Here is a 23358-nt window from a genome sequence, read left to right on the forward strand (position 1 = left end):
CGGCGGCGCGCGGCAGGCCATCGCCATGTCCAGCACCGCGCTGCCGTCCCGGCAGCGACCGTTGCAGGAGCGCGAACAGCTCGACCTGTTCCGCGCCTTGCCCGGCGACATGGCGCCGCGCGACAGCCAGGATTTGATGGCCTATCCGTTCTTCTCGCTCGGCAAGTCCAAGCGGGTCAAGCCCATCGACTTCCGTGCGGGCAACGTGACGATCTGCGTAGAGGGCACGCAGGAGCACGGCATCGCCACGATTTGGGATGCGGACGTGCTGATATGGGCGGCTTCGCAGATCGTGGAAGCGAAGGACGCGGGCCTGCGCCCGTCGCGGCTGATGCGCGCGACGCCCTACGAGATCCTGCGCTTCATCGGGCGCGGCAAGTCGCTGCGCGACTACCAGCGCCTCAAGGCCGCGCTCGATCGGCTGCAATCGACCACCGTGGCCACGTCCATCCGCGAGACGACCGGGCGGCGCCTGCACCGCTTCTCGTGGATCAACGAATGGAAGGAGCTGGCCGATGCCAGCGGCACGCCGCTGGGCATCGAGCTGATCCTGCCGGACTGGTTCTTTGCCGGCGTGCTCGACGCCGCGCTGGTGCTGACCATCGACCCGGCGTATTTCCGGCTCACCGGCGGCATCGAGCGGTGGCTGTACCGCCTGGTGCGCAAGCACGGCGGCAAGCAGGCATACGGCTGGCAGTTCGACTTTCGCTATCTGCACCAGAAGTCCGGCAGCACCGCGAAGCCCTACGACTTCGCCTGCGATCTGCGCGCGCTCGTCGCGCGGCAGTCGCTGCCCGGTTACGTCCTGGGCATCGAGCGGATGCCCGACAACGGCATGGAACTGCTGACGTTCCGGCCCGTGCCGCAGACGGCACGGGGATAACTTCGGGAAAACCTGTGAATGGTGTCGTGCTATCAGGCGTGCGGGGTATCGTGCTATCAGGCGTGGGACTATCGTGCTATCAGGCGTGCCGATCGTCCGCAAACCCGCGCCAGCATTGGGCTTGCGCGCGCTCTAACTTCCCTAACTTAATTTCTCTAACTTTTAGTAGGGAAGCGCCGCTGCGGTGGACAACCACCACACGGCCACAAGCGCAGCAGCAAAAGCCCGGCTTTCCAGCATGGAGGGCCAGGCCATGATCGTCGCCTTGCTCAACCAGAAAGGCGGCGTCGGCAAGACCACGCTCGCCACCCACATCGCCGGCGAGCTGGCGATGCGCGGCCAGCACGTCGTGCTGCTGGATGCCGACCCGCAAGGCTCATCGCTGGACTGGACGCAGCGCAGAAGCCAGCAAGGCTTGCCACGGCTTTTCAGCGCCGTGGGCCTCGCACGCGAAACGCTGCATCAGGAAGCGCCGGAGCTGGCCCGCCGCGCCGATCATGTCGTCATCGACGGCCCGCCCAGGATCGCCGCCTTGGCGCGCTCCGCGCTGCTGGCGGCCGAGCGCGTGCTGATCCCGGTACAGCCCAGCCCCTACGACCTGTGGGCCAGCGCCGAGATGGTGGCGCTGATCCGCGAGGCGCAGGTGTTCCGGCCTGCGCTGCGCGCGGCCTTTGTCATCAATCGGCGCGTCAGTACCACCGTGATCGGGCGCGAAGCGCGCCAGGCGCTCGCCGACCAGCCGCTGCCTGCGCTGCGCGCGGAAGTGCATCAGCGCATCGTGTTTGCCGATAGCGTGGCCGCTGGCCGGCTTGCACGCGAGACAGCGCCGGACAGCGCCGCCGCCCGCGAAATCACCGCGCTGGTGGATGAACTGCTGCGGTGGCCGGCATGACCGCAAAGCCGCCACCGAACAGCAAACGCACGGCAAAGCGCGTCGGCATCGGTGCGCGTCCGCCCGCGAATCCGCACGCCGAGGCGTGGATTCGCCAAGGCGACGCCGATGCGCTGAACAAAGGCGACCTCTACACGGCCCGCCTGACCCTCGACATCACGCCCGCGATGCGGACGCACATCAAGGTTTCGGCTTTCACGCAAGGCGTGACCGTGGCCGACCTGCTGCGCGGCCTGCTGGAGCGGGAGTTTCCAGAACACCGCAGGGAGAACACCACATGACCGCATCCGCTTCGCCTGCCGCTGGCGCGGCCACGGCTGCGCTCGCAGCATCCTCCGGCCAGCCTGCCAGCGCGCCGCTGACGCGCGTGGCGCTGGCCTACATCGAACCACGCTTCAAGCTCTACCTGCGCTTCGGCGAACCTGCGCGCACGCACCAGCTCGACCGCTGGCGGCGCTGCGCCGTGTTCCTGCCGGGCGCGGTGTTCTGCCGCATCCGCTGGCAGGCCAACGACTACGGCACGATCCGCTGGCAGCTCATGGTGATGCAGGCTTGCACGTCGCTCGACGCGGCGCAGCGCATCCCCGGCGTGCAGCCGGGCGCGCGCCTGCTGCTGCACGCCGAGGGCGAGAACCAGGTGCGCGCCGTGCTGGAGTGCATCGACGCTATCGAGGCGCTGGGCATCGCGCCTGTCGGTGCTTCGCCCGCGTACTGGCGCACGCTCGCCAACCGACTCGCTGCGCGCCTGCCGCTGCCCGAATACACCGCCGAGCGGCACGCCGCATGGCTGATCGGGAGGGCGCTGCCATGACCGCCGTTTCTACTGCCAGCACCGCATCGCGTGCTCGCCCGCGACCCCGCGCACGTTTGCGCACCCGCATCGTGCTGGCGGGCCTGTCCGCCTGCGGCCTCGCTGCGCTGGGTTGGGCGTCCTTCGCGCATCCGCTGCCGCGCCTGATCTACAACCCGTCCGACAGTGTGGCGGTCGGCTGGTATCGCGTCGATTCGCTGGACCACGGTGCCGGCTCGCTGCCACGTCCTTTGTCCGTGGGCAGCATCGTGCTGACCACGCTGCCGCCAGAGGCTGCCGCGCTGGCCGCGCAGCGCGGCTACCTGCCGGCGCGCGTGCCGCTGCTCAAGCGCGTGGGCGCTGTCGCTCCGCAGGAGGTGTGCATCACTGGCCGCATCGTCCGCATCGACGGCCTGCCTTCGGCCACCGTGCTGCCCGCTGACCGTTGGGGCCGGCCGCTGCCATCCTGGCAGCAATGCCGTCTCCTTAATTCCGGCGAACTGTTCCTGCTCAGCGTGACCAACCCGGCATCGTTCGACAGCCGGTATTTCGGGCCGGTCAGCGTATCCGCCGTGATCAGCGTCGCGCATCCGGTCTGGCTGGAGTCTCGCCCATGATGGCCGCCGATTCGCTGCACGTTGCCGTGCATCTCATCGTGCCATCGGGCGTGCCGATCCGGTGGCTTTCCGCATGTCGTCGCGTGTGCAGTGCGAGCGCATCCGCGCTGCACTTCGCGCTGCCTTCCCATGTGCAGGCGTCTTGCCTCGAATGCGCCCGGCCTATGGCCGTCGCCGCGTTCGCCGGCGCGCTGGCTGCTCGCGCAGTAGCGCCGCCGGGCAACCGCTGCCCGAAGCGCCAGCGAGGGGCAAAGGCGGAAGGCAAGACAAAAGGACGCGGCACCGGGCCGCGTCGAAAGCCAGTCTGCACATGGGGGTGGCGCGGCACACAGCGGCTTCGCCGCCGTGCCGCTTGTGGCGCGAGGCCCGCGCCAATGCGGGTGTGTCCGCGTGCTTTGCACGACCGGACACGCCAGAGCTTGCAGGGAGCACAGCCATGAGTGACCGCCGAGACGACGATTTCCGTATCCGCCCGAACCCTCCAAAGGCCCCGATGAACCGGGGCCAGGGCTTCGTCTCGAAGGTGCTCAAGCAGGCGGGCAAGGCCAGCGGCGGCAAATCGGCGATGCGCCGTCCTCGCACTGGCGGCAACGGACAGCACTCCGGCCAGCGGCCCGGCTCGCGCCTCGGGCGCGGCCACACGGCGGCGCGCTTCGCGGGCGCGAAGCTCACTCCCATGTCGCGGCGCGTAACCATCAAGACGCTGCTGGTCAATCAGCGCCAGGCCAGCCCGCAGTCGCTCGCCAAGCACCTTCGCTACATCGAGCGCGATGGCGTAGGCCGCGAAGGCGAGCATGGCCAAGCCTACGGGCCACAGACCGATGCTGCCGACCTCGACGTCTTCACGGAGGGCTGCGCCGACGACCGGCACCATTTCCGCTTCATCCTCTCGCCTGAGGATGGCGCGGAGCTGGAAGACCTGCGCACCTATACGCGGCACCTCATGGGTCGCATGGAGGCCGACCTGGGCACGGGCCTCGATTGGGTAGCCGTCAACCACTGGAACACCGACAACCCGCACACGCACATCGTCGTGCGTGGGCGCGACGACACCGGCAAAGACCTCATCATCGCGGGCGACTACATCGCCGATGGCTTCCGCCATCGCGCTGCTGAGCTGGCGACCGAATGGCTGGGGCCGCGCACGGAGCTCGAAATCCAGCAGACCTTGCAGCGCGAGGTGGAACAAGAGCGGTGGACGAGCCTGGATCGCACCCTGCAACGCGAGGCCGGCGAGGACGGCCGAGTGCAGATCGAACGCTTCAACGAACCGCGGCTGCAACGCCAGCGCCTGTTGCTGATCGGCCGCCTGCAACGCTTGCAGCGCCTGGGCCTGGCCGGCGAGATGCAGCCCGGCACATGGGCTGTCCATGCCGACGCGGAAAAGACCCTGCGCGCCCTGGGCGAGCGTGGCGACATCATCCGCACCATGCAACGGGCCATGCGCGGCGAGCCGCGTGAGCTGGCGGTATTCGAGCCGGGCGACGACGGCCGCACCATCCTCGGCCGCGTGGCCGCGAAGGGGCTGGCCGACGAGCTGCGCGACCGGGGCTATCTGGTCATCGACGGCGTGGACGGCAAGGCCCACTACGTCGCGCTGAACGCCCGCGACGAGCTGGCGAACTATCCGATCGGCGCCGTGGTGGAAGTGAAGGGATCGGCCGACGTGCGCGCGGCCGACAAGAACATCGCCGCGCTGGCGAGTGATGGCCTCTACCGTGCCGACCATCACTTGGCCGTGGCGCAGGGTCAGGCCGTGCCGGGCCGCGACCCGCACGAAGTCGTAGCAGCCCACGTCCGGCGCCTGGAAGCCCTGCGCCGGGCGGGCATCGTGGAGCGCGTGGCCGAGGGGCTATGGAAAGTGCCGGACGATCTGCCCGAGCGTGGCCGCCAGTACGACGCGCAGCGCCTAGGCGGTGTGGCCGTGGAGCTGAAATCGCACCTGCCGATTGAGCGGCAGGCCCGCGTGATAGGTGCCACCTGGCTCGACCAGCAACTGATCGGCGGCGGCTCTGGCCTGGGCGACCTGGGCTTCGGCAGCGAGGCCAAACAGGCGATGCAGCAGCGCGCCGACTTCCTGGCCGAACAGGGGCTGGTCGAGCGGCGCGGGCAGCGCGTAATCCTAGCCCGGAACCTGTTGGGCACGCTGCGCAATCGGGAGCTGGCGCAGGCCGCCAAGGGCATTGCGGCCGAAACCGGCCTGGAACACCGGCCTGTGGGCGACGGTCAGCGCGTGGCCGGCATCTACCGGCGCAGCGTCATGCTCGCCAGTGGACGCTACGCGATGCTGGACGATGGCATGGGGTTCAGCCTGGTACCGTGGAAGCCCGTGATCGAGCAACGGCTGGGACAGCAGATTGCCGCAACGGTGCGCGGTGGTGGCGTGTCGTGGGAGATGGGGCGGCAGCGCGGGCTGTCAATCAGCTAGTGCTAACTCATGTATTTCGCTTTGTTTGCAAACCTCCGTCAATTCCGAGAGCGCGCAGTGCCAATGTGATTTCAACTCACGTATCGCGTTGTTTCCACGTTCAGTCAGAACAATTTCGATAACTCTGCGGTCATGCGTGCGATCCAAACGCTCTTGCGCCGTTCTTTGGATCATGCCCTTATTCTCAAGACGGTCTAATAGCCTAGTAACCGAGGCAGAATCGACTGCCAGGCTACGAGCCAAAGTGCTAGGCGTACATGCTGGAGTGACCGACATCTGGTGTAGCGCCATCACCTGCACAGCGGTCAAACCAAACGGAGCAGCCACGCGATTCAGCACTTGATTCCTTGCTGTGAAAAGCCGCGTGATGGCCGTAGAAAGCGCCATCACCCTAAGGGCAACGTCTGATTTCTCCGTGCCGGTTGCCCCATTCGGCATCATGATCGGGAGCGTCTACTGGGCGCTTCCTCACCGCAACCATAGGCACGCATGAATGTCACCACGGCTGCGTTCGCCCACTGGTCAATCTGCGCCGAGGAAGGTGCGGCATCCGGATGAGTCAGGCACTGAAGCTGGGGTTCGCCGCGAACCAAGTTGATGAACAGGCTCGCGGCAGTGTCACGGCCAATTTCTCCAAGATCGACTTCGCCGGACGCTGCCGCTCTGGCCAGTTGTTCGGACACCATCGTCGTCATCACCTGCGGGCCGGCCAGATAGAACGTCCGTGCGAGCTTCGGAAAGCGCGGGCCTTCGGCGATCACGACGCGGAAGACAGCCAGCCCGCCCGGCGAGAGCACGATGTCCAAGTAGGCCCGAGCCAACATGGTCAACGTCTCTCTTAGCTTCCCCGGACGGAATCCGATGCCACGCACCGTGTTCGTGAACGCAGCACATTCGGCTTCGATCACCGCGACGAAGAGTGCTTCCTTGTTTGCGTAGTGCGCGTAAACGGTGGACTTGGACACGCCGGCCTCACGCTGGATCATGTCGGTTGTCGCGCTGAACCCATGGGTCAGGAAGACGTTGCGCGCAGCGCGCAGGACGGTGAGAGCCTTGGTGTTCAGCTCGTCACTGCTCGGCGGCTGGGTGGTCATGACTTGGTTGGTGCGTCGCATCTGCTTGGGGTGAAGTTTTTGACACAATGGCCTAGATTCGGTATAGTACCAAACCGCTCGGTACGTATCAACTTGGTCAGCCGTCTCATAGAGTATTCGCATTTATGTGGATGCCCGAAATTTTCTGTGAGGCGGCGGCCTGATTTTTGCCTCGATATCAAACCGAGCGGTTCGGTACAACTCATATACTTGGTGAACCTTCATGACGTCACAACCGCTGCTCTCACAACTGCTGCGACAAGCAGGCACGGCGCTCTGCACGATCTCACTGGTCGGCTGCGCGGTTGGTCCTGACTTCGTGAAACCCGACGACAGGCTTGCGACCGTTCAACTGTCGCCCAGGGCGGACTACGCGCAACCGAATGAAACATCCGCTGCGAACTTCCCATCTTCGTGGTGGACCTTGTTCAACGACCCCGTGCTAGCGGGTCTGCAATCCCGTGCGCAGGCGGGCAACCTCAACTTGCAGATCGCCTCCGAACGCATCGAGCAAAGCCGAGCGCAGTTGGGGATTGCCTCCTCGCTGCTGCTGCCCAGCGTGGGCGTCTCGGCGGGCTATTCCCGCGAGACGATCAGCGAGCACGGCAAGTTTGCCGCGCTGGGCGCACCGACGAGCGCGAGCGATTTCTGGCAGTTGGGATTCGAAGCCAGTTGGGAACTCGATCTATGGGGCCGTGCGCGGCGATCGCGTGAAGGCGCCGCGGCTGCCTTCGAGGCCACGGTGTATGAGCGCGAGGCGGCACGGGTGGCCTTGTCCGCCGAGGTGGCCCGCGCCTATCTCCAGTTGCGCGGTGCGCAAGCGCAACTGGACATCACCCGGCAGAACCTGGAGGTCGCCGATCGCACTCTCCGCCTTGCAGAAAGCCGTGAGCGCAATGGTGTCGCCACGCGCTTTGAAACCTCTTCGGCGCGCGCGCAATTGGCAACGGTCGAGGCGCTGGTGCCCGAACTGGTCCAGCGCCGCAACACGCTGATGAACGCCTTGGCACTGCTGCTGGGTGAGGAGCCGCGCGCCCTCGATGCGCAGTTGCTTGAAGCGATGCCCTTACCTTCGCTTCCTTCCAATGTGCCGGTGGGCTTGCCCTCCGAATTGGCGCACAGGCGGCCGGACATACAGCGCGCCGAAGCCCAACTCCATGCTGCAACGGCGGCCATCGGCGTCGCCAAAGCCGATTTCTACCCGCGGATCGGCCTGCGGGGAAGAGTCGGCGTCGAAGCCTTCGAGTTCAACGACCTCGACAGTTGGGATTCCCGGTTCTTCTCCGTCGGCCCGACGGTCTATCTCCCCATCTTCCAAGGCGGTCGGCTGAAGCAGCGCGTGGCGCTGAACGAGGCACGGCAAAGAACAGCCGCCATCGCCTACCGGCAGACGGTACTGCAAGCCTGGCATGAAGTGGACAACGCTCTGGACGCTTGGGCCGCTCAGCAGAACAGCCATGCCGAATTGCGGGTCTCGTATGAGCAGAACAAGCAGGCGCTGCATGCTGCCGAGCGCGGCTATCAGGAAGGCGCTGCCGACTACTTGAATGTCCTGGCCGCGCAGCGCGGCGTCCTCGCCAGCCAGACCAGCCTCAATGCCAGCGCCACCAACGCCGCGCTCACCCTGGTCAATCTCTACAAGTCGCTGGGCGGTGGCTGGGACCCTGATGCACTCACATCCGGGCGACAGGCCGGTGGCGATGCACCTCTGACGACCACCACATCGCCGGCCAGCTTGCAATCAAAGGTTGACCAATGAGTGCCGCAGCGTTGCAGCCGACAGCGGCGCCACCCGCACCTGCTGCTGCGGCAGCCCCGCCGAAGCGGGCGATTGCCGGGTTGGTCGGCATCCTCATCGCGGCCATGATGGCCGGACTGAACAACCGCGTGGGTGCGTTGGCACTGGCGGACGTGCGTGGCGCGCTGGGCTTCGGCCTGGACGATGCCTCCTGGCTCACGACCGTCTATAGCGCGGGCGAAGTGATCGCGATGCCTTTCTCGGCATGGTTCGCCATCACGCTTTCGGTGCGCCGCTTCGAGCTATGGATGATCGGCACATGCACTTTGCTGGCGGTGTGCATTCCCTTCATCCATGACCTCGATCTGCTGCTGGCCATGCGTTTCCTGCAAGGCATCGCCAGCGGCACGATGATTCCCGTGTTGATGATGGCGGCGTTGAAGTTCCTGCCGCCCCACATACGGCTGCACGGACTGGCGCTGTATGCGCTTACGGCCACTTTCGCGCCGAACCTTTCGATCTGGCTGGCGGGTCATTGGACGGACGGCCTGTTCGATTGGCGCTGGGTGTACTGGCAGATACTTCCGCTCGCGGCCATTGCCGCCTTGTTGATCGGATGGGGCCTGCCGAAAGACCCGATCCAGACAGACCGCTTCCCGCAGGCCAACTGGCCCGGCCTGGCTTTCGGCGTGCCGGCATTTGCCCTGATTACCGTCGCCTTGGATCAGGGCGTGCGGCTGGACTGGTTCAACTCCCCCCTCATCGTCGTCTCGTTGGCGGCCGGGCTGACTCTGCTAGGGGCCTATCTGCTGACGGAGTGGTATCACCCGGCGCCGTTCATCAAATTGCAGATGCTCAGTCGCCGCAACCTGGCGTTGGGCTTCACCTTGTTCATCTGCCTTCTTGTCGTGCTGAACTCTGGCGTGATGTTGCCGATGACCTATCTTGGGCCGCTCCAGAGCTACCGGCCGCTTCAGATGGCACCGATCGGCCTGATCGTCGCGCTGCCTCAACTGGTCCTGGGTTCAGTGGTAGCGCTGTTCCTATACCGGAAATGGGTCGATGCCCGATTCGTGTTCGCAGGCGGCCTGCTGCTGATCGCCCTGGCGTGTTTCTCCGGCGCGCAACTGACTTCCGACTGGAACCGTGACCAGTTCGTGATGACGCAGACGCTGCAAGCCTTTGGCCAGCCCATGGCTGTCGTCTCGCTGCTGTTCCTGTGTACCAGTGTCGTACACCCCAGCGAAGGCCCGTATGTGTCGGGGAACATCAACACGCTGCGCGCCCTGGGGTCGGTATTCGGGGGCGCGGTGGTTGGGCAACTCGTGACCGTGAGGCAGCGGTTCCACGCGGAAATGCTGCTGGACCACGCCGCGTTGGTAGGCAACTCCGTTCCGCTTGCCCCGGAGCCCGCTCAACTGATGGGAATCATCGGCCAACAGGCACTGGTGCTGTCGGTCGCGGATGCCTATCGCGTGCTGGGCGTTCTGGCGCTGGTGATGGTTCCCTTCGTACTGCGGCTGACCTACATTCCCGCGCCCGACTTGCAGGCCCCCGCTTCTCATTCCACACCGTCGTCGTCCCAAGGATAGTTTCACCATGGCAATGCCGAAGAAAGCCAAGATCACCAGTGCCGTGCTGCTGCTCGCAGTCGCAGCGGGCTGTGTCATTTATCTGAATCGTCCCGAGTCCAGCGCATCGACCCAATCCACGGACGACGCCTATGTACAGGCTGATTTCACCCTCGTCGCGCCCCAGGTGTCGGGAGTGATCGGCAAGGTACTGGTCGAAGAAAACCAGCCAGTGAAGGCAGGGGATTTGCTCGCAGCCATCGACGACCGGGATTTCATCGTTGCGGTGGATGCGGCAAAGGCACAAGTCGCCGCCGCCGAGGCCAGCGTCGCGGGGCTTGCCGCGCGTGTGGCGCAGCAAGAAACCGCGATCCGCCAAGCGCAGGCAGCCGTTGCGGTGGACGATGCCGAACTCAAACTGGCAGAGGCCAACCAAAAACGCTATCGCAACTTGGCAGCCGATGGATCTGGTTCGATCCAGGCACAACAACAGGCCGAAGCGCAGTTGGCCATTCGGCTGGCCAGCCGGGACAAGAACCGCGCGGGCCTGCAAGCGGCGCGGCAGCAAACGGACATCCTGAAAGCCGATCTTGAAAAGGCCAAGGCTGCGCTTTCTCAAGCGCAGGCCGCACAGGCGGCTGCGGAGTTGAAGCTTTCCTATACCCAAATCACCGCGCCCATCAACGGCATGATCGGCCAGAAGTCGGTACGTGTCGGCGCATTCGTGAATGCTGGCAAGCCGTTGCTGGCGGTGATTCCACTCGATGCCCTCTATATCACGGCCAACTTCCGCGAGACGCAGTTGGCGCGTGTACGGGCCGGACAATCGGTGGACATCAAGGTGGACGCCTTGCCGGGTGCCGTACTGAAGGGAACCGTGGAAAGCCTGGGGCCGGCCAGTGGCGTCAGCTATTCGGCTGTCGCGCCACACAACGCCACGGGCAACTTCACCAAGATCGTCCAGCGCCTGCCTGTGCGCATTCGCATCGACCCCGACCAGCTTGACGCTGCAAACCTGCGCGTCGGCATGTCCGTGACGCCGAAGATCCGCATCGGTGAATAGCGTCATTAGCCCAACGTGAGGACCCATGCAAATGAGGCAATACCGTTATCGCGTAACTCTGGAGCAATTGACTGATTCACATGGCGTTCCCACCGATCGCAAGCCTCTACAGTTTGAGGTTGGAAATCATGACGACATCATCTCTGTCGTGACGTGGATTCGCAGCAGAGGTGATTTCAGTAGCCAGGCGGAAGCCGCTGCTTTTGGAGTTGGGTTGAAGTTATTTGGTGGAGCCATCTTGGCAAACAAGGATGACCCGCTTCTGTCTTCGTTCCTGCCGCAGCTATATCAATTCGTGAAGGATTTCAAGGCAGGATCAAGCGACATCCAAGGAAAAGATTGATTCGGCTTCTCTGCGCGACACGGGATATGAATCACTATGGAGCTTCGTCACCTTCGATACTTTCTGGCTGTGGCCGAAGAACTCCGCTTCGCTCGCGCAGCGGAGAAGCTGCATATTGAACAATCGCCGCTGTCGCGGGCCATCAAGGAACTGGAAGAAGAACTCGGCGTGGCGCTGTTTGCCCGTACCACGCGCAGCACGCGGCTAACCCATGCCGGAACATTGTTCTTGGAGCATGTGCGTCGTGTGTTCGCTGCCCTGGAACAAGCGCGTGACAGCGTGAAAGCGGCGGCTAATGGCTTTCATGGGCAATTACGTGTGGCCATGTCGGATGGCATCACGCCGTCGCGCTTGCCGGCCTTACTGGCGTTGTGTCGTCAGGAAGAACCCGAGGTCGAAATTCGCTTCTTCGAGGTGCCGTTATCACAGCAGATCAAAGGGCTTCATGATGATCTGTACGACGTGGGGTTTGCCCAATCCGACGAAGTAGGCGATGGCATCGTCGCCGTGCCCGCTTGGAGCGATGCGCTCATGGTGGCGGTTCCCGCCCGCCATCCGCTGCTGGCCCACAAGCGCATTCCCTTGGACGAGTTGCTGCGCTATCCGCTGGTCCTGTGCGATCCGCAAGTGTGTGAAGGCCATGCCAAGCACGTTGAACGAGTGCTGCGTCGTGCTGACATGGAGCCGCTCATCGCAGAACGAGTTGCCACGTGCGATCTGATGATGGCACTGGTATCGGCCGGCTTCGCGCTCGGGTTGGCGGGCGCTGCACACATTGCCACCAGCCGTGAGCTAGGTGTCGTGGCCCGGCCGCTGGCGTCGCGCGTTCCGCCGCTTACGACCTACTTGCTTCGTCTTGACGGTGATCCGTCCGACGAACTGACACGGTTCATTGAGCGCGTACAGGCCATCGAACTGCCGGAAACTCCCAGGCCCATACGAGGCCGCAACCCTGATCCCCCGGAGGAATTGATGCCATGAAGAAGATCATTCCGTTCTTGCTGGTGACTACCTTGGCCGCTTGCGGCCAATCAGAGGCACCTCAGAAAGCTGCCGATTCGGAGGCAAGCATTCCGACGGTGGAAGAACTGGCGGCCAACCCCGACCGGCTCAAGGAACTGCGCCAGCAATGCAAGACCGACCGCTCCAAGCTGGGCGACGTGCTGTGCAACCGGGTAGCAGAAGCCACGCGCAAACGGTTCTATGGCGACGGAGAAACGCCCTACACACCGCCGAAAGAGTCGCCAAAGTTCTGATTGTTGGCCGTTCGCCGATTCGCCTTCACTTTTTTCTCGACACGCCGCAATGCGCCCGCGCTTGCGGCGTTTTTCTTTGGCTCGCCACCGCACTCATTCTTTCTTTTTCCTCGACCTTTCTGCTCTAAACGGTCTTTGACCGGCACTGACCCGGCACCGATCCTGACGCCTGCGGCACGCCCTTGTGCCGCTTCTTCCATGAGGAATCAGCGCAGGAGAAATCGGAGGCCAGGTCATGCAAGGGACGAACGTGCTGTTCGGTCAGATTGCCGTGGTATTCGGCATCTTGATCGCCGGCGTGTGGGGCGCCACACAATGGACAGCAGCCGCCCTTGGCTATCAAGTACGCCTTGGCTCGCCCTGGTTCGATTTTCTTGGCACGCCGATCTACCACCCGTGGAAGTTGTTTGAGTGGTGGTTCGTTTTCGATGCTTACGCGCCGCGCGTGTTCGATACCGGCGGCGCCATCGCGGGCGGCAGTGGGTTATTGGCGGTGGTCGTCGCCATCGGCATGTCGATCTGGCGATCGCGGCAGTCGCGCCTGGTCACGACTTACGGCTCGGCCCGCTGGGCGAACGCGGATGACATTCACAAGGCGGGCCTGACGCAACCGGCCGGCGTTTTCCTCGGCCAGCACGGCCGCCAGTACCTGCGCCACGAAGGCCCGGAACACGTCCTGACCTTCGCGCCCACGCGCTCGGGCAAAGGTGTCGGTCTGGTGGTGCCGACGCTGCTGTCCTGGCCCGCGTCGGCCGTCATCCACGACATCAAGGGCGAAAACTGGCAGATCACCGCCGGCTGGCGCTCGCGCTTCTCGCATTGCCTGCTGTTCAACCCGACCGATGCGAAGTCAGCGGCCTACAACCCGCTGCTGGAGGTTCGGCGCGGCGCGCATGAAGTGCGCGACGTGCAGAACATCGCGGACATTCTGGTCGATCCCGAAGGCGCGCTGGAGAAGCGCAACCATTGGGAAAAGACCTCGCACGCGCTGCTGGTCGGGGCCATCCTGCATGTCCTCTACGCGGGCGAAGACAAGACGCTGCGCGGCGTCGCCAACTTTCTGTCCGACCCGGCCAGCCCGTTCGAGCTGACCTTGCACCGGATGATGACCACGCCGCACCTCGGCGATGGGCCGCATCCGGTCGTCGCATCGGCGGCGCGTGAAGTCCTCAACAAGAGCGACAACGAACGCTCGGGCGTGCTGTCCACGGCCATGTCGTTCCTCGGCCTGTACCGCGATCCGACCGTGGCCGAAGTCACATCGCGCTGCGACTGGCGCATCGCAGACCTGATCGCGGCCGGGCATCCGGTGTCGCTGTATCTGGTGGTGCCGCCTTCGGACATTTCGCGGACGAAGCCGCTTATCCGCCTGATCCTCAACCAGATCGGGCGACGCCTTACCGAATCGCTCGATGGCTCCGATGGCATCGCGCGCCGCCACAAGCTGCTGCTGATGCTCGATGAGTTCCCGGCGCTGGGGCGCCTGGATTTCTTCGAGACGGCGCTGGCCTTCATGGCCGGCTACGGCATCCGCAGCTTCCTCATCGCGCAGTCGCTCAACCAGATCGACAAGGCGTATGGGCAGAACCATTCCATCCTCGATAACTGCCACGTCCGCGTGACGTTTGCGACGAACGACGAACGCACCGCCAAGCGCATTTCCGAGACGCTGGGTACGGCCACCGAGTTGCGCGCGCAGCGCAACTACGCTGGCCACCGGCTCGCGCCGTGGCTCGGGCATCTGATGGTGTCGCGCCAAGAAACAGCGCGCCCGCTGCTGACGCCCGGCGAGGTGATGCAGCTTCCGCCCGACGAGGCAGTAGTGATGGTGTCCAGCGTGGCGCCGATCAAGGCCAGGAAGCTGCGCTACTACGCGGACAGCAATTTCAAGCAGCGCGTGCTGCCGCCGCCCACGCTGGCGGATGGGCAGTACGCCGACGCGCCGCCGCTGCGCCCCGACGACTGGAGCGGGTTGGCGATTCCGGTCGTGCCAGCCGCGCCTGTGACCGATACCGCCGAAGGCTTCGGCGCATCGACCGACGACGGCGGCCCACGCCGTCAGCCCGAACTCTCGGAAACCGTCGCCTATGACCCCGACCTGGCCGCGCCTGCGGCCGACCTCGCGCTGCTCGATGACGACGACGACCTGCCGCTTCCCCTTCCTCGCCAGCTTGATCCGGCCATGCAGCGCACGGCCCGGCTGGCTTCCCTCGACCCCAACGACGGAATCGAGCTATGAGCCACTACCGCCTCAACCTGTTCATCCAGCCGGAGCACGCCAAGCGCCTGGACGAGCTGGCCGCCAAGAAAGGCGTATCCAAGTCCAGCATCGTAGCCGCTGCTTTGGCGTCCTGGTTGTCGCCGGACGCAGCAGACCAGCGCGAGGCGGCAGTCGCCAAGCGCCTTGATCGCCTGTCGCGCCAAGCCGAGCGCCTGGAGCGCGACCAGAACATCCAGATCGAGACGCTGGCGCTGTTCATCCGCTACTACCTCACGGTCAGCACACCAGTCCCCGAGGCTCACCAAGAGGCCGCCCGCGCCCAGGGCAAGGCGCGCTTCGAGCAGTTCGTTGAACAGTTGGGCCGCCACCTGCTGCGCGGGCGCAGCCTGGTGCGCGACGTGGTGGAAGAACTGCATCCCGACCCGATGCGGATGGAGGACGCGGCGGCAGCCGCGCAAGCGCAGGAGCGTGCGTCATGAGCGCCGCTCCGCAGTCCATGAGCGCCACGTCGCTCGACCGTCGCATCCAGATGCTGCGCACAGCGATGGGGCCGCTGATCGCCACCGCGCTCGAAGACCCGGACGTGGTGGAAATCATGCTCAACCCCGATCGCACCCTTTGGGTAGATCGGCTGTCGTCGGGCCGCGCGCCGATGGGCGTGGAGCTGTCCGAAGCGGACGGCGAGCGAATCATCCGCCTCGTGGCCGCCCACGTCGGCGCGGAGGTGCATCGCGGCCAACCACTGCTGTCGGCCGAGTTGCCCGAAACGGGCGAACGCTTCGAGGGCATCTTGCCGCCCGCCTCACCGGGGCCGGCCTTCGCGTTGCGCAAGCGCGCCATCGGCGTGATCCCGCTGGAGCGATACGTCATCGACGGCATGATGACCAGCGCCCAGGCGGGCTTTCTCGTTCGCGCGGTGCGCGAGCGGCAGAACGTCTTGATCGCCGGCGCCACCAGCAGCGGCAAGACCACGCTCGCCAATGCCTTGCTCGCGGAGATCGCCGCCACGGGCGACCGCGTGCTGGTGCTCGAAGACACGGTGGAGCTGCAATGCGCGGCTCGCGACCACGTACCGCTGCGCACGCGCGCAGGCGTGGTGTCCATGACGGAGCTGGTGCGTTCGTCCATGCGCCTGCGCCCGGATCGTGTCGTCGTCGGCGAGGTGCGCGGCGCCGAGGCACTGGATCTCATCAAGGTGTGGGGCACGGGCCACCCCGGCGGCATCGCCACGATCCATGCCGGCTCCGCGCTCGGCGCGCTGCTGCGCCTGGAGCAACTGATTCTCGAAGTGGCGGTGAACCCGCCGCGTGCGCTGATCGCCGAGGCGGTCAACGTGGTGATCCACATCGCCGGGCGCGGGCGCAAGCGCCGCATCGAGAGCATTGCCCGCGTCGTCGGCTTCGACGGCGTGGGCTACCAACTGGCGGATGCCCTGGAAACGCCGTTCCCCGAGCTGCTGCCGATCCCCAATGCCGCACCTGCTGCGGCGACATCCCTGTCCCCTGACTCTCTTGGAGAACTGCCATGACACACGCCCATGCTTTCCGTGTTTCCGTAAATCCGCCTTCCCACCTGGCCGAGCTGTCCGGCTTCGCGCGGTTGCGCAGTCTGGCCCGCCCTGCGGCGCAAGGGCTGCTGCTGGCCGCGCTGCTGCTGTTCCTGGCCGGAACCGCGCAGGCCGCCGGTTCCTCGATGCCGTGGGAAGGCCCGCTGCAATCCATCCTTGAATCCATCCAGGGGCCGGTGGCGCGCATCGTCGCGGTCATCATCATCATCGCCACCGGCCTCGCGCTCGCCTTCGGCGACACGTCGGGCGGCTTCCGCAAGCTGATCCAGATCGTGTTCGGTCTGACCATCGCATTCGCGGCTTCGAGCTTCTTCCTGTCGTTCTTCAGCTTCTCCGGCGGGGCTGTCGTATGAGCGCCCCGGATACCTTCGCGGCCGGGTTCGAGGTGCCTTTGCACCGCTCGCTCACCGAGCCGATCTTGCTGGGCGGTGCGCCGCGCACCGTGGCGATTGCCAACGGCACGCTGGCTGCCGCTGTGGGGCTGGGCCTGCAACTCTGGATTCCCGGTGCCGTGCTCTGGATCGTCGGCCATTCGCTGGCGGTGTGGGGAGCACGCGTCGATCCGCAGTTCATGCAGGTCTTTGCGCGACACATCAAGCATCGCCCGCTGCTGGACGTGTGAGGGGAGGACGCCGCGATGCTGAACCTCGCCGAATACCGCCAGCGCCCGGCGCTGCTCGCCGACTGGCTGCCCTGGGCCGGGTTGGTCGCGCCGGGCATCGTCTTGAACAAGGACGGCAGTTTCCAGCGCACGGCCCGGTTTCGTGGGCCTGACCTCGACAGCGCGACGCAAGGCGAGCTGATCGCCACGTCGGCGCGGTTGAACAACGCGCTGCGTCGCATGGGGTCGGGCTGGGCGCTGTTCATCGAGGCCGAGCGCCGGCCCGCTGCCGACTATCCGCACTCGGAGTTTCCCGAGCCGCTGTCGTGGCTGGTGGACGAGGAACGCCGCGCCACCTTCGAGGAATCAGGCAACCACTTCGAGAGCGGCTATCACCTGACGCTGGTGTACCTGCCGCCCGAGGAATCGCGCGCCCGTGCGGCGGGGATGCTGTACGAGAACCGGCCCACCGACGGCGTGGACTGGCGCGAGCGGCTGCAAGCCTTCGTCGCGGAAACGGATCGCGTCTTTGACCTGCTCGATGGCGTGATGCCGGAAATCGCCTGGCTCGATGACGGCCAGACACTGACCTACCTGCACGCCACCATCTCGACGCGGCGCTATCGCGTCGGCGTGCCCGAAGTGCCGTTCCACATCGACGCGCTGCTGACCGACTCCGCACTGGTCGGCGGCCTGGCGCCCATGCTTGGCGACCAGCACCTGCGCGTGGTGTCGGTGCGGGGCTTCCCGACCTCGACCTGGCCGGGGATTCTGGACGACCTCAACCGCCTCGGTTTTGCGTACCGCTGGAGTACGCGCTTTCTCTGCCTGGACAAAGCCGAGGCGGAAAAAGAACTTTCCCGCCTTCGTCGCCAGTGGTTCGCCAAGCGCAAGAACGTCGTCGCGCTGCTGCGCGAAACGATCTTCCAGCAGGAAAGCCCGCTGGTCGATACCGACGCCAGCAACAAGGCGGCTGACGCCGATGCCGCCTTGCAGGAACTGGGCAGCGATCAAGTCGCCTTCGGCTACCTCACCGCCACGGTGACGGTGCTCGATGCCGACCCGGCCGTAGCCGACGAGAAGCTGCGCATGGTGGAGCGCGTCATCCAGGGCCGGGGCTTCGTCACCATTCCCGAAACCCTCAACGCCGTGGATGCCTGGCTGTCGTCCCTTCCCGGCAATGCATACGCGAACGTGCGCCAGCCCATCGTCTCGACGCTGAACCTGGCGCACATGATGCCGCTGTCGGCGGTATGGGCTGGCCCAGAGAAGAACGAACACCTCGACGGCCCGCCGGCCATCGTCACCCGCACCGATGGCGCCACGCCATTCCGATTTGTTACGCACATCGGCGACGTGGGGCACATGGCCGTGGTCGGCCCGACCGGCATGGGCAAATCCGCATTTCTAGCCGTGTTGGCGATGCAGTTTCGCCGCTATCCGCGTTCGCGCATCTTCGCATTCGACATGGGGCGCTCGATGCGCGCCACGATCCTCGGGCTGGGCGGCGAGCACTACGACCTGGGTGTCGATGGCGGCATCGCGTTCCAGCCGCTCGCGCGCATCGAGCGCGATGGCTATCGCACCTGGGCGGCCGAGTGGGTGGAAGGCCGGCTGCTGCATGAAGGCGTGGCGGTCGGACCCGACGAGAAGGCGGCCATCTGGTCGGCGCTGGGCAGCCTTGTCGGTGCGCCGCTGGAGCAGCGCACGATGACCGGCCTGTCGGTGCTGCTGCAATCGAACGCGCTGCGCCAGGCACTCGCGCCCTACGTGCTCGGTGGCGCGCACGGCAAGCTGCTGGACGCCGACCACGACCGGCTGGGTACGGCCGACGTGCAGTGTTTCGAGATGGAGGAATTGATGGCCAGCCCGGCCGCCGTGCGGTCGGTTCTGGGCTATCTGTTCGCGCGCTTCGATGAGCGTTTCGACGGCGCACCGACCCTGCTGATTCTCGATGAGTCCTGGCTGTTCCTGGACGACCCGATGTTCGCCGCGCGCATCCGCCAGTGGCTCAAGACGCTGCGCAAACGAAACGTGAGCGTCATCTTCGCCACGCAGTCGCTGGCGGACATCCAGAACTCCAGCATCGCGTCCGCGATCATCGAGAGCTGCGCCATCCGCATCTTCTTGCCGAACCCGCAGGCGACCGAGCCGCAGATTCGCACGATCTACCAGGGCTTCGGCCTCAACAGGCGGCAGATCGAAATCGTCGCCACCGCGCAGCCCAAGCGCGACTACTACTACCAATCCCGTCTCGGCAACCGCCTGTTCGACCTCGACCTGGGGCCGGCGGCGCTGGCCTTCGCGGGCGCGTCCACGCCGCAAGACCAGCGCGACATAGACCGCCTGCTGCTGGACGCCGGCGCACCCGGCTTCGCGGGCGCCTGGCTGCGCCATCGCGGCCTCGATTGGGCGGCCGACCTGCTGCCCTCGTTCCCCGGCCTCGCGCCGGGTTCCCTCGCTGACCAACCTCTGGAGAACCTGCCATGAAAAAGCGTCTTGTCGCCGCCGCCATCGCGGCCATGCTTTGCACCGCCACCGCCCATGCGCAATGGGTCGTGGTCGATCCCACGAACCTCGTGCAGAACACGCTGACCGCGATCCGCACGCTGGAGCAGATCAACAACCAGATCCAGCAGCTCCAGAACGAAGCGCAGATGCTGATGAACCAGGCGCGCAACCTCGCCAGCCTGCCGTCCAGCGTGGTGAACCAGTTGCGCGCCAATCTGGCGACGACCGAGCGGCTGATCGCCCAGGCGCGCGGCTTGGCCTACGACGTGACGAACCTCGATCGGGAGTTCGCGCGCCTTTATCCCGAGCAGTACGCCGCCACCGTCAGCGGCGACCAGATGTACCGCGACGCGCAGGAGCGTTGGCGGAACACGCTCAACGGCTTGCAGACCACTATGCAGATGCAGGCCCAGGTGTCGCAGAACCTGGGCGAAGACGAAAGCGTGCTGGCCGATCTCGTTGGCAAGAGCCAGTCGGCCGAAGGTGCGTTGCAGGCGATGCAGGCCATGAATCAGTTGCTGGCCTTGCAGGCCAAGCAGTCGATCCAATCGCAGCGGCTCCAGATCACGCAAGACCGGGCGGCGTCGCTGGAGCTGGCGCGGCAGGCGGCAGCCACGGAGCGCGCCCGCGAAGTGCGGCGGCGTTTCCTGGGCGAAGGCACGCCGTACACGCCCCAGTCAGTGAACTTCTACGGCAACTGACGGGAGGCCGCCATGCGATGCGTCCTCGCCCCGTCTGTTGTGGTGCTTGTCGTGCTGCTGGCCGCTTGCGGCAAGCAGCCGGCCGACAACCTTGCCGATGCTCTGGCCGCCGATCCCGTGCGGCTGAAGGCATTGCGCGCGCAATGCGCGGCAGACCGGCAGGCCGCGGGCGAGGACGCTTGCCGCGCCGCCGCCGAAGCCTTCCGGCGGCGCTTCTTCTCCGGCCAGGCTGGGCCGGATGAATACCAGACCTTGGCCGACCTGCCGCCGATCCCGCCGAGCTTCGATGAACCGGCCGATGGCATGGCGCCGGCCGTTCCCGCCGAACCGGAGGACACGCCATGAATGACGTGACCATCATCGACCAATTTCTCAACACCTTTGCCGCTTATATCGACTCGGGTTTCGGGCTGCTGCGGGGCGAAGTGGCGTTCCTCACGGCCACGCTGATCGTCATCGACATGACGATCGCCGGCCTGTATTGGGCCATGAGCCATGCCACCGGCCAGGGCGAGGACGTGATCGCCAAGCTGCTGCGCAAGGTGCTCTACGTCGGTGCCTTCGCCTACATCCTCAACAACTTCAATTGGCTGGCCAGCATCGTGTTTCGCTCGTTTGCGGGGCTGGGCATCACCGCCACCGGCTCGGCCATCACGATGGAGACCTTCTTGCAGCCGGGTCGGCTGGCGAAGACCGGCATCGACGCAGGGGCGCCGATCTTGAAGCAGATCGGCGATATGGCGGGGTTCCCCGAAGTGTTCGTGAACCTCGACCCCATCGTGGTGATGTTCCTCGCGTGGCTGGTCGTGGTGCTGTGCTTCTTCGTGTTGGCGATCCAGCTATTCATCACGCTGATCGAGTTCAAGCTGACCACGCTCGCCGGCTTCGTGCTGGTGCCGTTCGCGCTGTGGAACAAGACGAGCTTTCTGGCGGAAAAGGTGCTGGGCAACGTCGTGTCCGCCGGCGTCAAGGTCTTGGTCTTGGCCGTCATCGTTGGTATCGGCTCGGGCCTGTTCGCGCAGTTCCAAGTCCATCCCGCCGAGCCGTCCATCGACCATGCGCTGGTCATCATGCTGGCCTCGCTCACTTTGCTGGCGCTGGGTATCTTCGGCCCCGGCATCGCCACGGGTCTTGTGTCCGGTGCGCCGCAGCTCGGTGCGGGCGCGATGGCCGGCGCTGCTATCGGCGCAGCAGGAACGGCGGTGGCCGTCGGTGCCGCCGCAACGGGCGTAGGTGGTGCCGTCATGGCCGGGGCGCGCATGGCCCCGGCTGCCGCCAAGCTGGCCGGCAGCGGTGCGCGCGCCGCCACGTCGGCAGCCAGCAGCGCGAAATCGGCGTTCCAGGCCGGTTCCGCCGCCGCAGGCGGTGGTGCAAAGGGTGCAATGGCGGGCCTGGGCAATGTCGCCAAGACCGGCGCGCAGTCGGCAGGACGCGCGGCGGCATCCCGCGCTTCCGCCGCCGGGCAGCGCATGGCTGCGCCGTTCCGCGCTGGCTGGAATGGCGACGCTGGTGCGTCAGCCGGTCAGCCCGCCACAAGCGAAGCCCCCGCAGGCGGCACCGCTGCACAGACACCAGAGCAACCCGCCTGGGCCAAGCGGCTGCACCGCCGCCAGCAACTCACCCATGCCGCGACCACCACTGCCCACGCGCTGCGCGGTGGCGATGGTGGCGGCTCCGGCCAGGGGCCGAGCCTGCGCGATTCCGATTCATAAGGAGAACTGACCATGCGATTCAAGAAACCGCAGGTGCGCTACGCCGACACGCCGCCGCCTGCCACGCCATACCAAGCTGCCGGCCAGGTGTGGGACGAACGTATCGGCTCGCCGCGCGTGCAGGCGAAGAACTGGCGGCTGATGGCCTTCGGGTGTCTCACGCTCGCGCTGCTGATGGCCGGTGGCCTGGTATGGCGCTCGGCGCAGTCCATCGTGACGCCGTATGTGGTGGAGGTGGACAACGCGGGCCAGGTGCGAGCGGTCGGCGAAGCCGCCACGCCCTACAAGCCCAGCGACGCGCAGACGGCTTACCACCTGGGCCGATTTATCGGCCTAGTGCGCTCGCTGTCCATCGACCCCATCGTCGTGCGCCAGAACTGGCTCGATGCCTACGACTACACGACCGACAAGGGCGCAGTCGTACTCAACGACTACGCGCGCGTGAACGATCCGTTCGCGCGCATCGGTAAGGAATCGGTGACGGTGCAGATCACCAGCGTCGTGCGTGCCAGCGACACGTCTTTCAACGTGCGCTGGACGGAACGCCGTTACGTCAACGGTGCCGCGGCGGGCCTGGAGCGGTGGACGGCCGTGGTGTCCATCGTGCTCCAGCCGCCGCGCACCGAAGAACGTCTGCGCAAGAACCCCCTGGGCATCTACGTCAATGGCCTGTCGTGGAGCCGCGAACTGGATTCTTCCGAAGGAGCCAAGCCATGAATGATCTTTTCCGTAAAACCGCTTTGCCGGTGATCCTGCTTGCGTCGACTGTTCTGTCCACGGGCTGCGCCACACAGGGTAAACCGCCGCCCGTGATCTCGCTCGATGAGCCGGTGCAGGCCCAGCCGCTGCCGGAGCCGCCTGCGCCGGTGGAGGTGGTGGCCGTACCCGAGGTGCTCCCGATGCCGGCGCAGTTGAAGCCGTTGCCCGAAGCCGAGGACGCCAAGCCTACGCCGGAGCCTGCAGACGAGAAGGTGCGCGTCTCGCGCGCCAATGCCGAGGCGCGCGTCGCGCCCACGCGCGAGGGCTACGTCAATGCGATTCAGGTCTGGCCCTTCACCGATGGCGCGCTCTATCAGGTCTATGCGGCCGTGGGCCGCGTTACCGTGGTTTCGCTCCAGCCGGGCGAGGAGCTGGTGACGGTGGCCGCCGGCGATACCGTGCGCTGGATCGTGGGCGACACGTCCAGCGGCAGCGGTGCCGACCTGCGCGTGAACGTGCTGGTCAAGCCGATCCGCTCGGGCCTTAAGGCTACGCTGAACAAGCCGTCGAAAATTTCCGCGCAAACCTGGATGACGCAGTTTTTTGGACTTTTATGCCTCTCGCGCGGCCCATTTGGGCAGTTCGCGGGGCGCTGAGGCCCGATTTCCGCC

General features: G+C 65.7%; 24 protein-coding genes and 1 pseudogene. 23 read left to right on the forward strand and 2 right to left on the reverse strand.

What is annotated here, in order from left to right; genetic code table 11:
- Window positions 1–25 precede the first annotated feature (25 nt).
- The 6 genes from DTW89_RS00390 (at window position 26) to DTW89_RS00425 (ending at window position 5610) form a co-directional block, all read left to right on the forward strand.
- The gene (locus DTW89_RS00390; protein WP_114654471.1) at window positions 26–883 is read left to right on the forward strand and encodes a replication initiator protein A; all 858 of its coding nucleotides are present in this window, start codon (window positions 26–28) and stop codon (window positions 881–883) included.
- Between the two features lie 253 nt (window positions 884–1136).
- Entirely contained in the window at window positions 1137–1775 is a 639-nt protein-coding gene (parA, locus tag DTW89_RS00400) for a ParA family partition ATPase (protein WP_114654486.1), read from the forward strand.
- Window positions 1772–2056, forward strand: a complete 285-nt coding sequence (locus DTW89_RS00405) for a chromosome partitioning protein ParB (RefSeq protein ID WP_114654487.1) — start codon at window positions 1772–1774, stop codon at window positions 2054–2056. Before parA ends, DTW89_RS00405 begins: the two co-directional genes overlap by 4 nt.
- On the forward strand, window positions 2053–2586 hold the full coding sequence (locus tag DTW89_RS00410; RefSeq protein ID WP_114654473.1) for a DUF2840 domain-containing protein: 534 nt from the start codon (window positions 2053–2055) through the stop codon (window positions 2584–2586). The genes DTW89_RS00405 and DTW89_RS00410 overlap by 4 nt, the downstream gene beginning before the upstream one ends.
- Complete coding sequence (locus DTW89_RS00415; RefSeq protein WP_004355992.1) at window positions 2583–3182, forward strand: S26 family signal peptidase; 600 nt, start codon at window positions 2583–2585, stop codon at window positions 3180–3182. The genes DTW89_RS00410 and DTW89_RS00415 overlap by 4 nt, the downstream gene beginning before the upstream one ends.
- A gap of 436 nt (window positions 3183–3618) precedes the next feature.
- Complete coding sequence (locus tag DTW89_RS00425) at window positions 3619–5610, forward strand: relaxase/mobilization nuclease domain-containing protein (RefSeq protein ID WP_114654474.1); 1992 nt, start codon at window positions 3619–3621, stop codon at window positions 5608–5610.
- Here DTW89_RS00425 and DTW89_RS19575 read toward each other — a convergent pair.
- The gene (locus DTW89_RS19575; RefSeq protein ID WP_202904314.1) at window positions 5599–6051 is read right to left on the reverse strand and encodes a MarR family winged helix-turn-helix transcriptional regulator; all 453 of its coding nucleotides are present in this window, start codon (window positions 6049–6051) and stop codon (window positions 5599–5601) included. The two genes, DTW89_RS00425 and DTW89_RS19575, sit on opposite strands and share 12 nt — an antisense overlap.
- Window positions 6048–6704, reverse strand: a complete 657-nt coding sequence (locus DTW89_RS00435; protein ID WP_049756488.1) for a TetR/AcrR family transcriptional regulator — start codon at window positions 6702–6704, stop codon at window positions 6048–6050. The genes DTW89_RS19575 and DTW89_RS00435 overlap by 4 nt, the downstream gene beginning before the upstream one ends.
- 223 nt (window positions 6705–6927) lie before the next feature.
- On the opposite strand from DTW89_RS00435, the gene DTW89_RS00440 reads away from it, so the two are divergent.
- The 17 genes and pseudogenes from DTW89_RS00440 to DTW89_RS00520 form a co-directional block, all read left to right on the forward strand.
- The gene (locus DTW89_RS00440) at window positions 6928–8463 is read left to right on the forward strand and encodes an efflux transporter outer membrane subunit (protein ID WP_035481259.1); all 1536 of its coding nucleotides are present in this window, start codon (window positions 6928–6930) and stop codon (window positions 8461–8463) included.
- Entirely contained in the window at window positions 8460–10034 is a 1575-nt protein-coding gene (locus tag DTW89_RS00445) for an MFS transporter (RefSeq protein WP_052814404.1), read from the forward strand. Before DTW89_RS00440 ends, DTW89_RS00445 begins: the two co-directional genes overlap by 4 nt.
- A gap of 13 nt (window positions 10035–10047) precedes the next feature.
- The gene (locus DTW89_RS00450; RefSeq protein WP_236636979.1) at window positions 10048–11076 is read left to right on the forward strand and encodes an HlyD family secretion protein; all 1029 of its coding nucleotides are present in this window, start codon (window positions 10048–10050) and stop codon (window positions 11074–11076) included.
- Window positions 11077–11101: 25 nt separating this feature from the next.
- Entirely contained in the window at window positions 11102–11419 is a 318-nt protein-coding gene (locus DTW89_RS00455) for a DUF3861 domain-containing protein (protein ID WP_226285475.1), read from the forward strand.
- Window positions 11420–11455: 36 nt separating this feature from the next.
- Complete coding sequence (locus DTW89_RS00460; protein WP_052814403.1) at window positions 11456–12400, forward strand: LysR family transcriptional regulator; 945 nt, start codon at window positions 11456–11458, stop codon at window positions 12398–12400.
- Window positions 12397–12675, forward strand: a complete 279-nt coding sequence (locus DTW89_RS00465) for an EexN family lipoprotein (RefSeq protein ID WP_011806066.1) — start codon at window positions 12397–12399, stop codon at window positions 12673–12675. Before DTW89_RS00460 ends, DTW89_RS00465 begins: the two co-directional genes overlap by 4 nt.
- A 235-nt stretch (window positions 12676–12910) precedes the next feature.
- On the forward strand, window positions 12911–14914 hold the full coding sequence (locus tag DTW89_RS00470; protein WP_035481265.1) for a conjugal transfer protein TraG: 2004 nt from the start codon (window positions 12911–12913) through the stop codon (window positions 14912–14914).
- Window positions 14911–15375, forward strand: coding sequence for a ribbon-helix-helix protein, CopG family (locus tag DTW89_RS00475; protein WP_035481266.1), 465 nt, complete (start codon window positions 14911–14913; stop codon window positions 15373–15375). Before DTW89_RS00470 ends, DTW89_RS00475 begins: the two co-directional genes overlap by 4 nt.
- Window positions 15372–16424: a P-type conjugative transfer ATPase TrbB gene (gene trbB, locus DTW89_RS00480; RefSeq protein WP_035481267.1), complete on the forward strand. Its 1053-nt coding sequence runs from the start codon at window positions 15372–15374 to the stop codon at window positions 16422–16424. The genes DTW89_RS00475 and trbB overlap by 4 nt, the downstream gene beginning before the upstream one ends.
- Window positions 16421–16816 (forward strand): TrbC/VirB2 family protein, encoded by a 396-nt coding sequence (locus DTW89_RS00485; RefSeq protein WP_035481269.1) that lies wholly within the window; start codon window positions 16421–16423, stop codon window positions 16814–16816. The genes trbB and DTW89_RS00485 overlap by 4 nt, the downstream gene beginning before the upstream one ends.
- Entirely contained in the window at window positions 16813–17085 is a 273-nt protein-coding gene (locus DTW89_RS00490) for a VirB3 family type IV secretion system protein (protein ID WP_035481271.1), read from the forward strand. The genes DTW89_RS00485 and DTW89_RS00490 overlap by 4 nt, the downstream gene beginning before the upstream one ends.
- A 15-nt stretch (window positions 17086–17100) precedes the next feature.
- The gene (gene trbE / locus DTW89_RS00495) at window positions 17101–19554 is read left to right on the forward strand and encodes a conjugal transfer protein TrbE (RefSeq protein WP_035481272.1); all 2454 of its coding nucleotides are present in this window, start codon (window positions 17101–17103) and stop codon (window positions 19552–19554) included.
- Window positions 19551–20276: a P-type conjugative transfer protein TrbJ gene (trbJ, locus tag DTW89_RS00500; RefSeq protein ID WP_035481274.1), complete on the forward strand. Its 726-nt coding sequence runs from the start codon at window positions 19551–19553 to the stop codon at window positions 20274–20276. Before trbE ends, trbJ begins: the two co-directional genes overlap by 4 nt.
- A 12-nt stretch (window positions 20277–20288) precedes the next feature.
- Window positions 20289–20621 (forward strand): hypothetical protein, encoded by a 333-nt coding sequence (locus DTW89_RS00505; protein WP_035481276.1) that lies wholly within the window; start codon window positions 20289–20291, stop codon window positions 20619–20621.
- The gene (gene trbL, locus DTW89_RS00510) at window positions 20618–21988 is read left to right on the forward strand and encodes a P-type conjugative transfer protein TrbL (RefSeq protein WP_114654475.1); all 1371 of its coding nucleotides are present in this window, start codon (window positions 20618–20620) and stop codon (window positions 21986–21988) included. Before DTW89_RS00505 ends, trbL begins: the two co-directional genes overlap by 4 nt.
- A 12-nt stretch (window positions 21989–22000) precedes the next feature.
- Window positions 22001–22705: a conjugal transfer protein TrbF gene (gene trbF / locus DTW89_RS00515; RefSeq protein ID WP_004358717.1), complete on the forward strand. Its 705-nt coding sequence runs from the start codon at window positions 22001–22003 to the stop codon at window positions 22703–22705.
- A pseudogene (locus DTW89_RS00520) lies at window positions 22702–23244 on the forward strand (TrbG/VirB9 family P-type conjugative transfer protein); the annotation flags it as partial. The gene trbF and the pseudogene DTW89_RS00520, both read left to right, overlap by 4 nt.
- Window positions 23245–23358 lie beyond the last annotated feature (114 nt).

It is taken from the genome of Acidovorax sp. BoFeN1 (assembly GCF_003345135.1).
In the GTDB taxonomy this organism is placed as follows: Bacteria; Pseudomonadota; Gammaproteobacteria; order Burkholderiales; family Burkholderiaceae_C; genus Acidovorax; species Acidovorax defluvii.

What these genes read in the sequence shown, in the direction of transcription:
- DTW89_RS00405 (WP_114654487.1), top strand. Translation starts at nt 1,772, where the DNA reads ATGACCGCAAAGCCGCCACCGAACAGCAAACGCACGGCAAAGCGCGTC.
- parA (WP_114654486.1), top strand. Translation starts at nt 1,137, where the DNA reads ATGATCGTCGCCTTGCTCAACCAGAAAGGCGGCGTCGGCAAGACCACG.
- DTW89_RS00445 (WP_052814404.1), top strand. Translation starts at nt 8,460, where the DNA reads ATGAGTGCCGCAGCGTTGCAGCCGACAGCGGCGCCACCCGCACCTGCT.
- trbF (WP_004358717.1), top strand. Translation starts at nt 22,001, where the DNA reads ATGCGATTCAAGAAACCGCAGGTGCGCTACGCCGACACGCCGCCGCCT.
- trbB (WP_035481267.1), top strand. Translation starts at nt 15,372, where the DNA reads ATGAGCGCCGCTCCGCAGTCCATGAGCGCCACGTCGCTCGACCGTCGC.
- DTW89_RS00390 (WP_114654471.1), top strand. Translation starts at nt 26, where the DNA reads ATGTCCAGCACCGCGCTGCCGTCCCGGCAGCGACCGTTGCAGGAGCGC.
- DTW89_RS00470 (WP_035481265.1), top strand. Translation starts at nt 12,911, where the DNA reads ATGCAAGGGACGAACGTGCTGTTCGGTCAGATTGCCGTGGTATTCGGC.
- DTW89_RS00490 (WP_035481271.1), top strand. Translation starts at nt 16,813, where the DNA reads ATGAGCGCCCCGGATACCTTCGCGGCCGGGTTCGAGGTGCCTTTGCAC.
- DTW89_RS00455 (WP_226285475.1), top strand. Translation starts at nt 11,102, where the DNA reads ATGCAAATGAGGCAATACCGTTATCGCGTAACTCTGGAGCAATTGACT.
- DTW89_RS00465 (WP_011806066.1), top strand. Translation starts at nt 12,397, where the DNA reads ATGAAGAAGATCATTCCGTTCTTGCTGGTGACTACCTTGGCCGCTTGC.
- trbE (WP_035481272.1), top strand. Translation starts at nt 17,101, where the DNA reads ATGCTGAACCTCGCCGAATACCGCCAGCGCCCGGCGCTGCTCGCCGAC.
- trbL (WP_114654475.1), top strand. Translation starts at nt 20,618, where the DNA reads ATGAATGACGTGACCATCATCGACCAATTTCTCAACACCTTTGCCGCT.
- DTW89_RS00460 (WP_052814403.1), top strand. Translation starts at nt 11,456, where the DNA reads ATGGAGCTTCGTCACCTTCGATACTTTCTGGCTGTGGCCGAAGAACTC.
- DTW89_RS00485 (WP_035481269.1), top strand. Translation starts at nt 16,421, where the DNA reads ATGACACACGCCCATGCTTTCCGTGTTTCCGTAAATCCGCCTTCCCAC.
- DTW89_RS00415 (WP_004355992.1), top strand. Translation starts at nt 2,583, where the DNA reads ATGACCGCCGTTTCTACTGCCAGCACCGCATCGCGTGCTCGCCCGCGA.
- DTW89_RS19575 (WP_202904314.1), bottom strand. Translation starts at nt 6,051, where the DNA reads ATGATGCCGAATGGGGCAACCGGCACGGAGAAATCAGACGTTGCCCTT.
- DTW89_RS00440 (WP_035481259.1), top strand. Translation starts at nt 6,928, where the DNA reads ATGACGTCACAACCGCTGCTCTCACAACTGCTGCGACAAGCAGGCACG.
- trbJ (WP_035481274.1), top strand. Translation starts at nt 19,551, where the DNA reads ATGAAAAAGCGTCTTGTCGCCGCCGCCATCGCGGCCATGCTTTGCACC.
- DTW89_RS00435 (WP_049756488.1), bottom strand. Translation starts at nt 6,704, where the DNA reads ATGACCACCCAGCCGCCGAGCAGTGACGAGCTGAACACCAAGGCTCTC.
- DTW89_RS00410 (WP_114654473.1), top strand. Translation starts at nt 2,053, where the DNA reads ATGACCGCATCCGCTTCGCCTGCCGCTGGCGCGGCCACGGCTGCGCTC.
- DTW89_RS00475 (WP_035481266.1), top strand. Translation starts at nt 14,911, where the DNA reads ATGAGCCACTACCGCCTCAACCTGTTCATCCAGCCGGAGCACGCCAAG.
- DTW89_RS00505 (WP_035481276.1), top strand. Translation starts at nt 20,289, where the DNA reads ATGCGATGCGTCCTCGCCCCGTCTGTTGTGGTGCTTGTCGTGCTGCTG.
- DTW89_RS00425 (WP_114654474.1), top strand. Translation starts at nt 3,619, where the DNA reads ATGAGTGACCGCCGAGACGACGATTTCCGTATCCGCCCGAACCCTCCA.
- DTW89_RS00450 (WP_236636979.1), top strand. Translation starts at nt 10,048, where the DNA reads ATGCCGAAGAAAGCCAAGATCACCAGTGCCGTGCTGCTGCTCGCAGTC.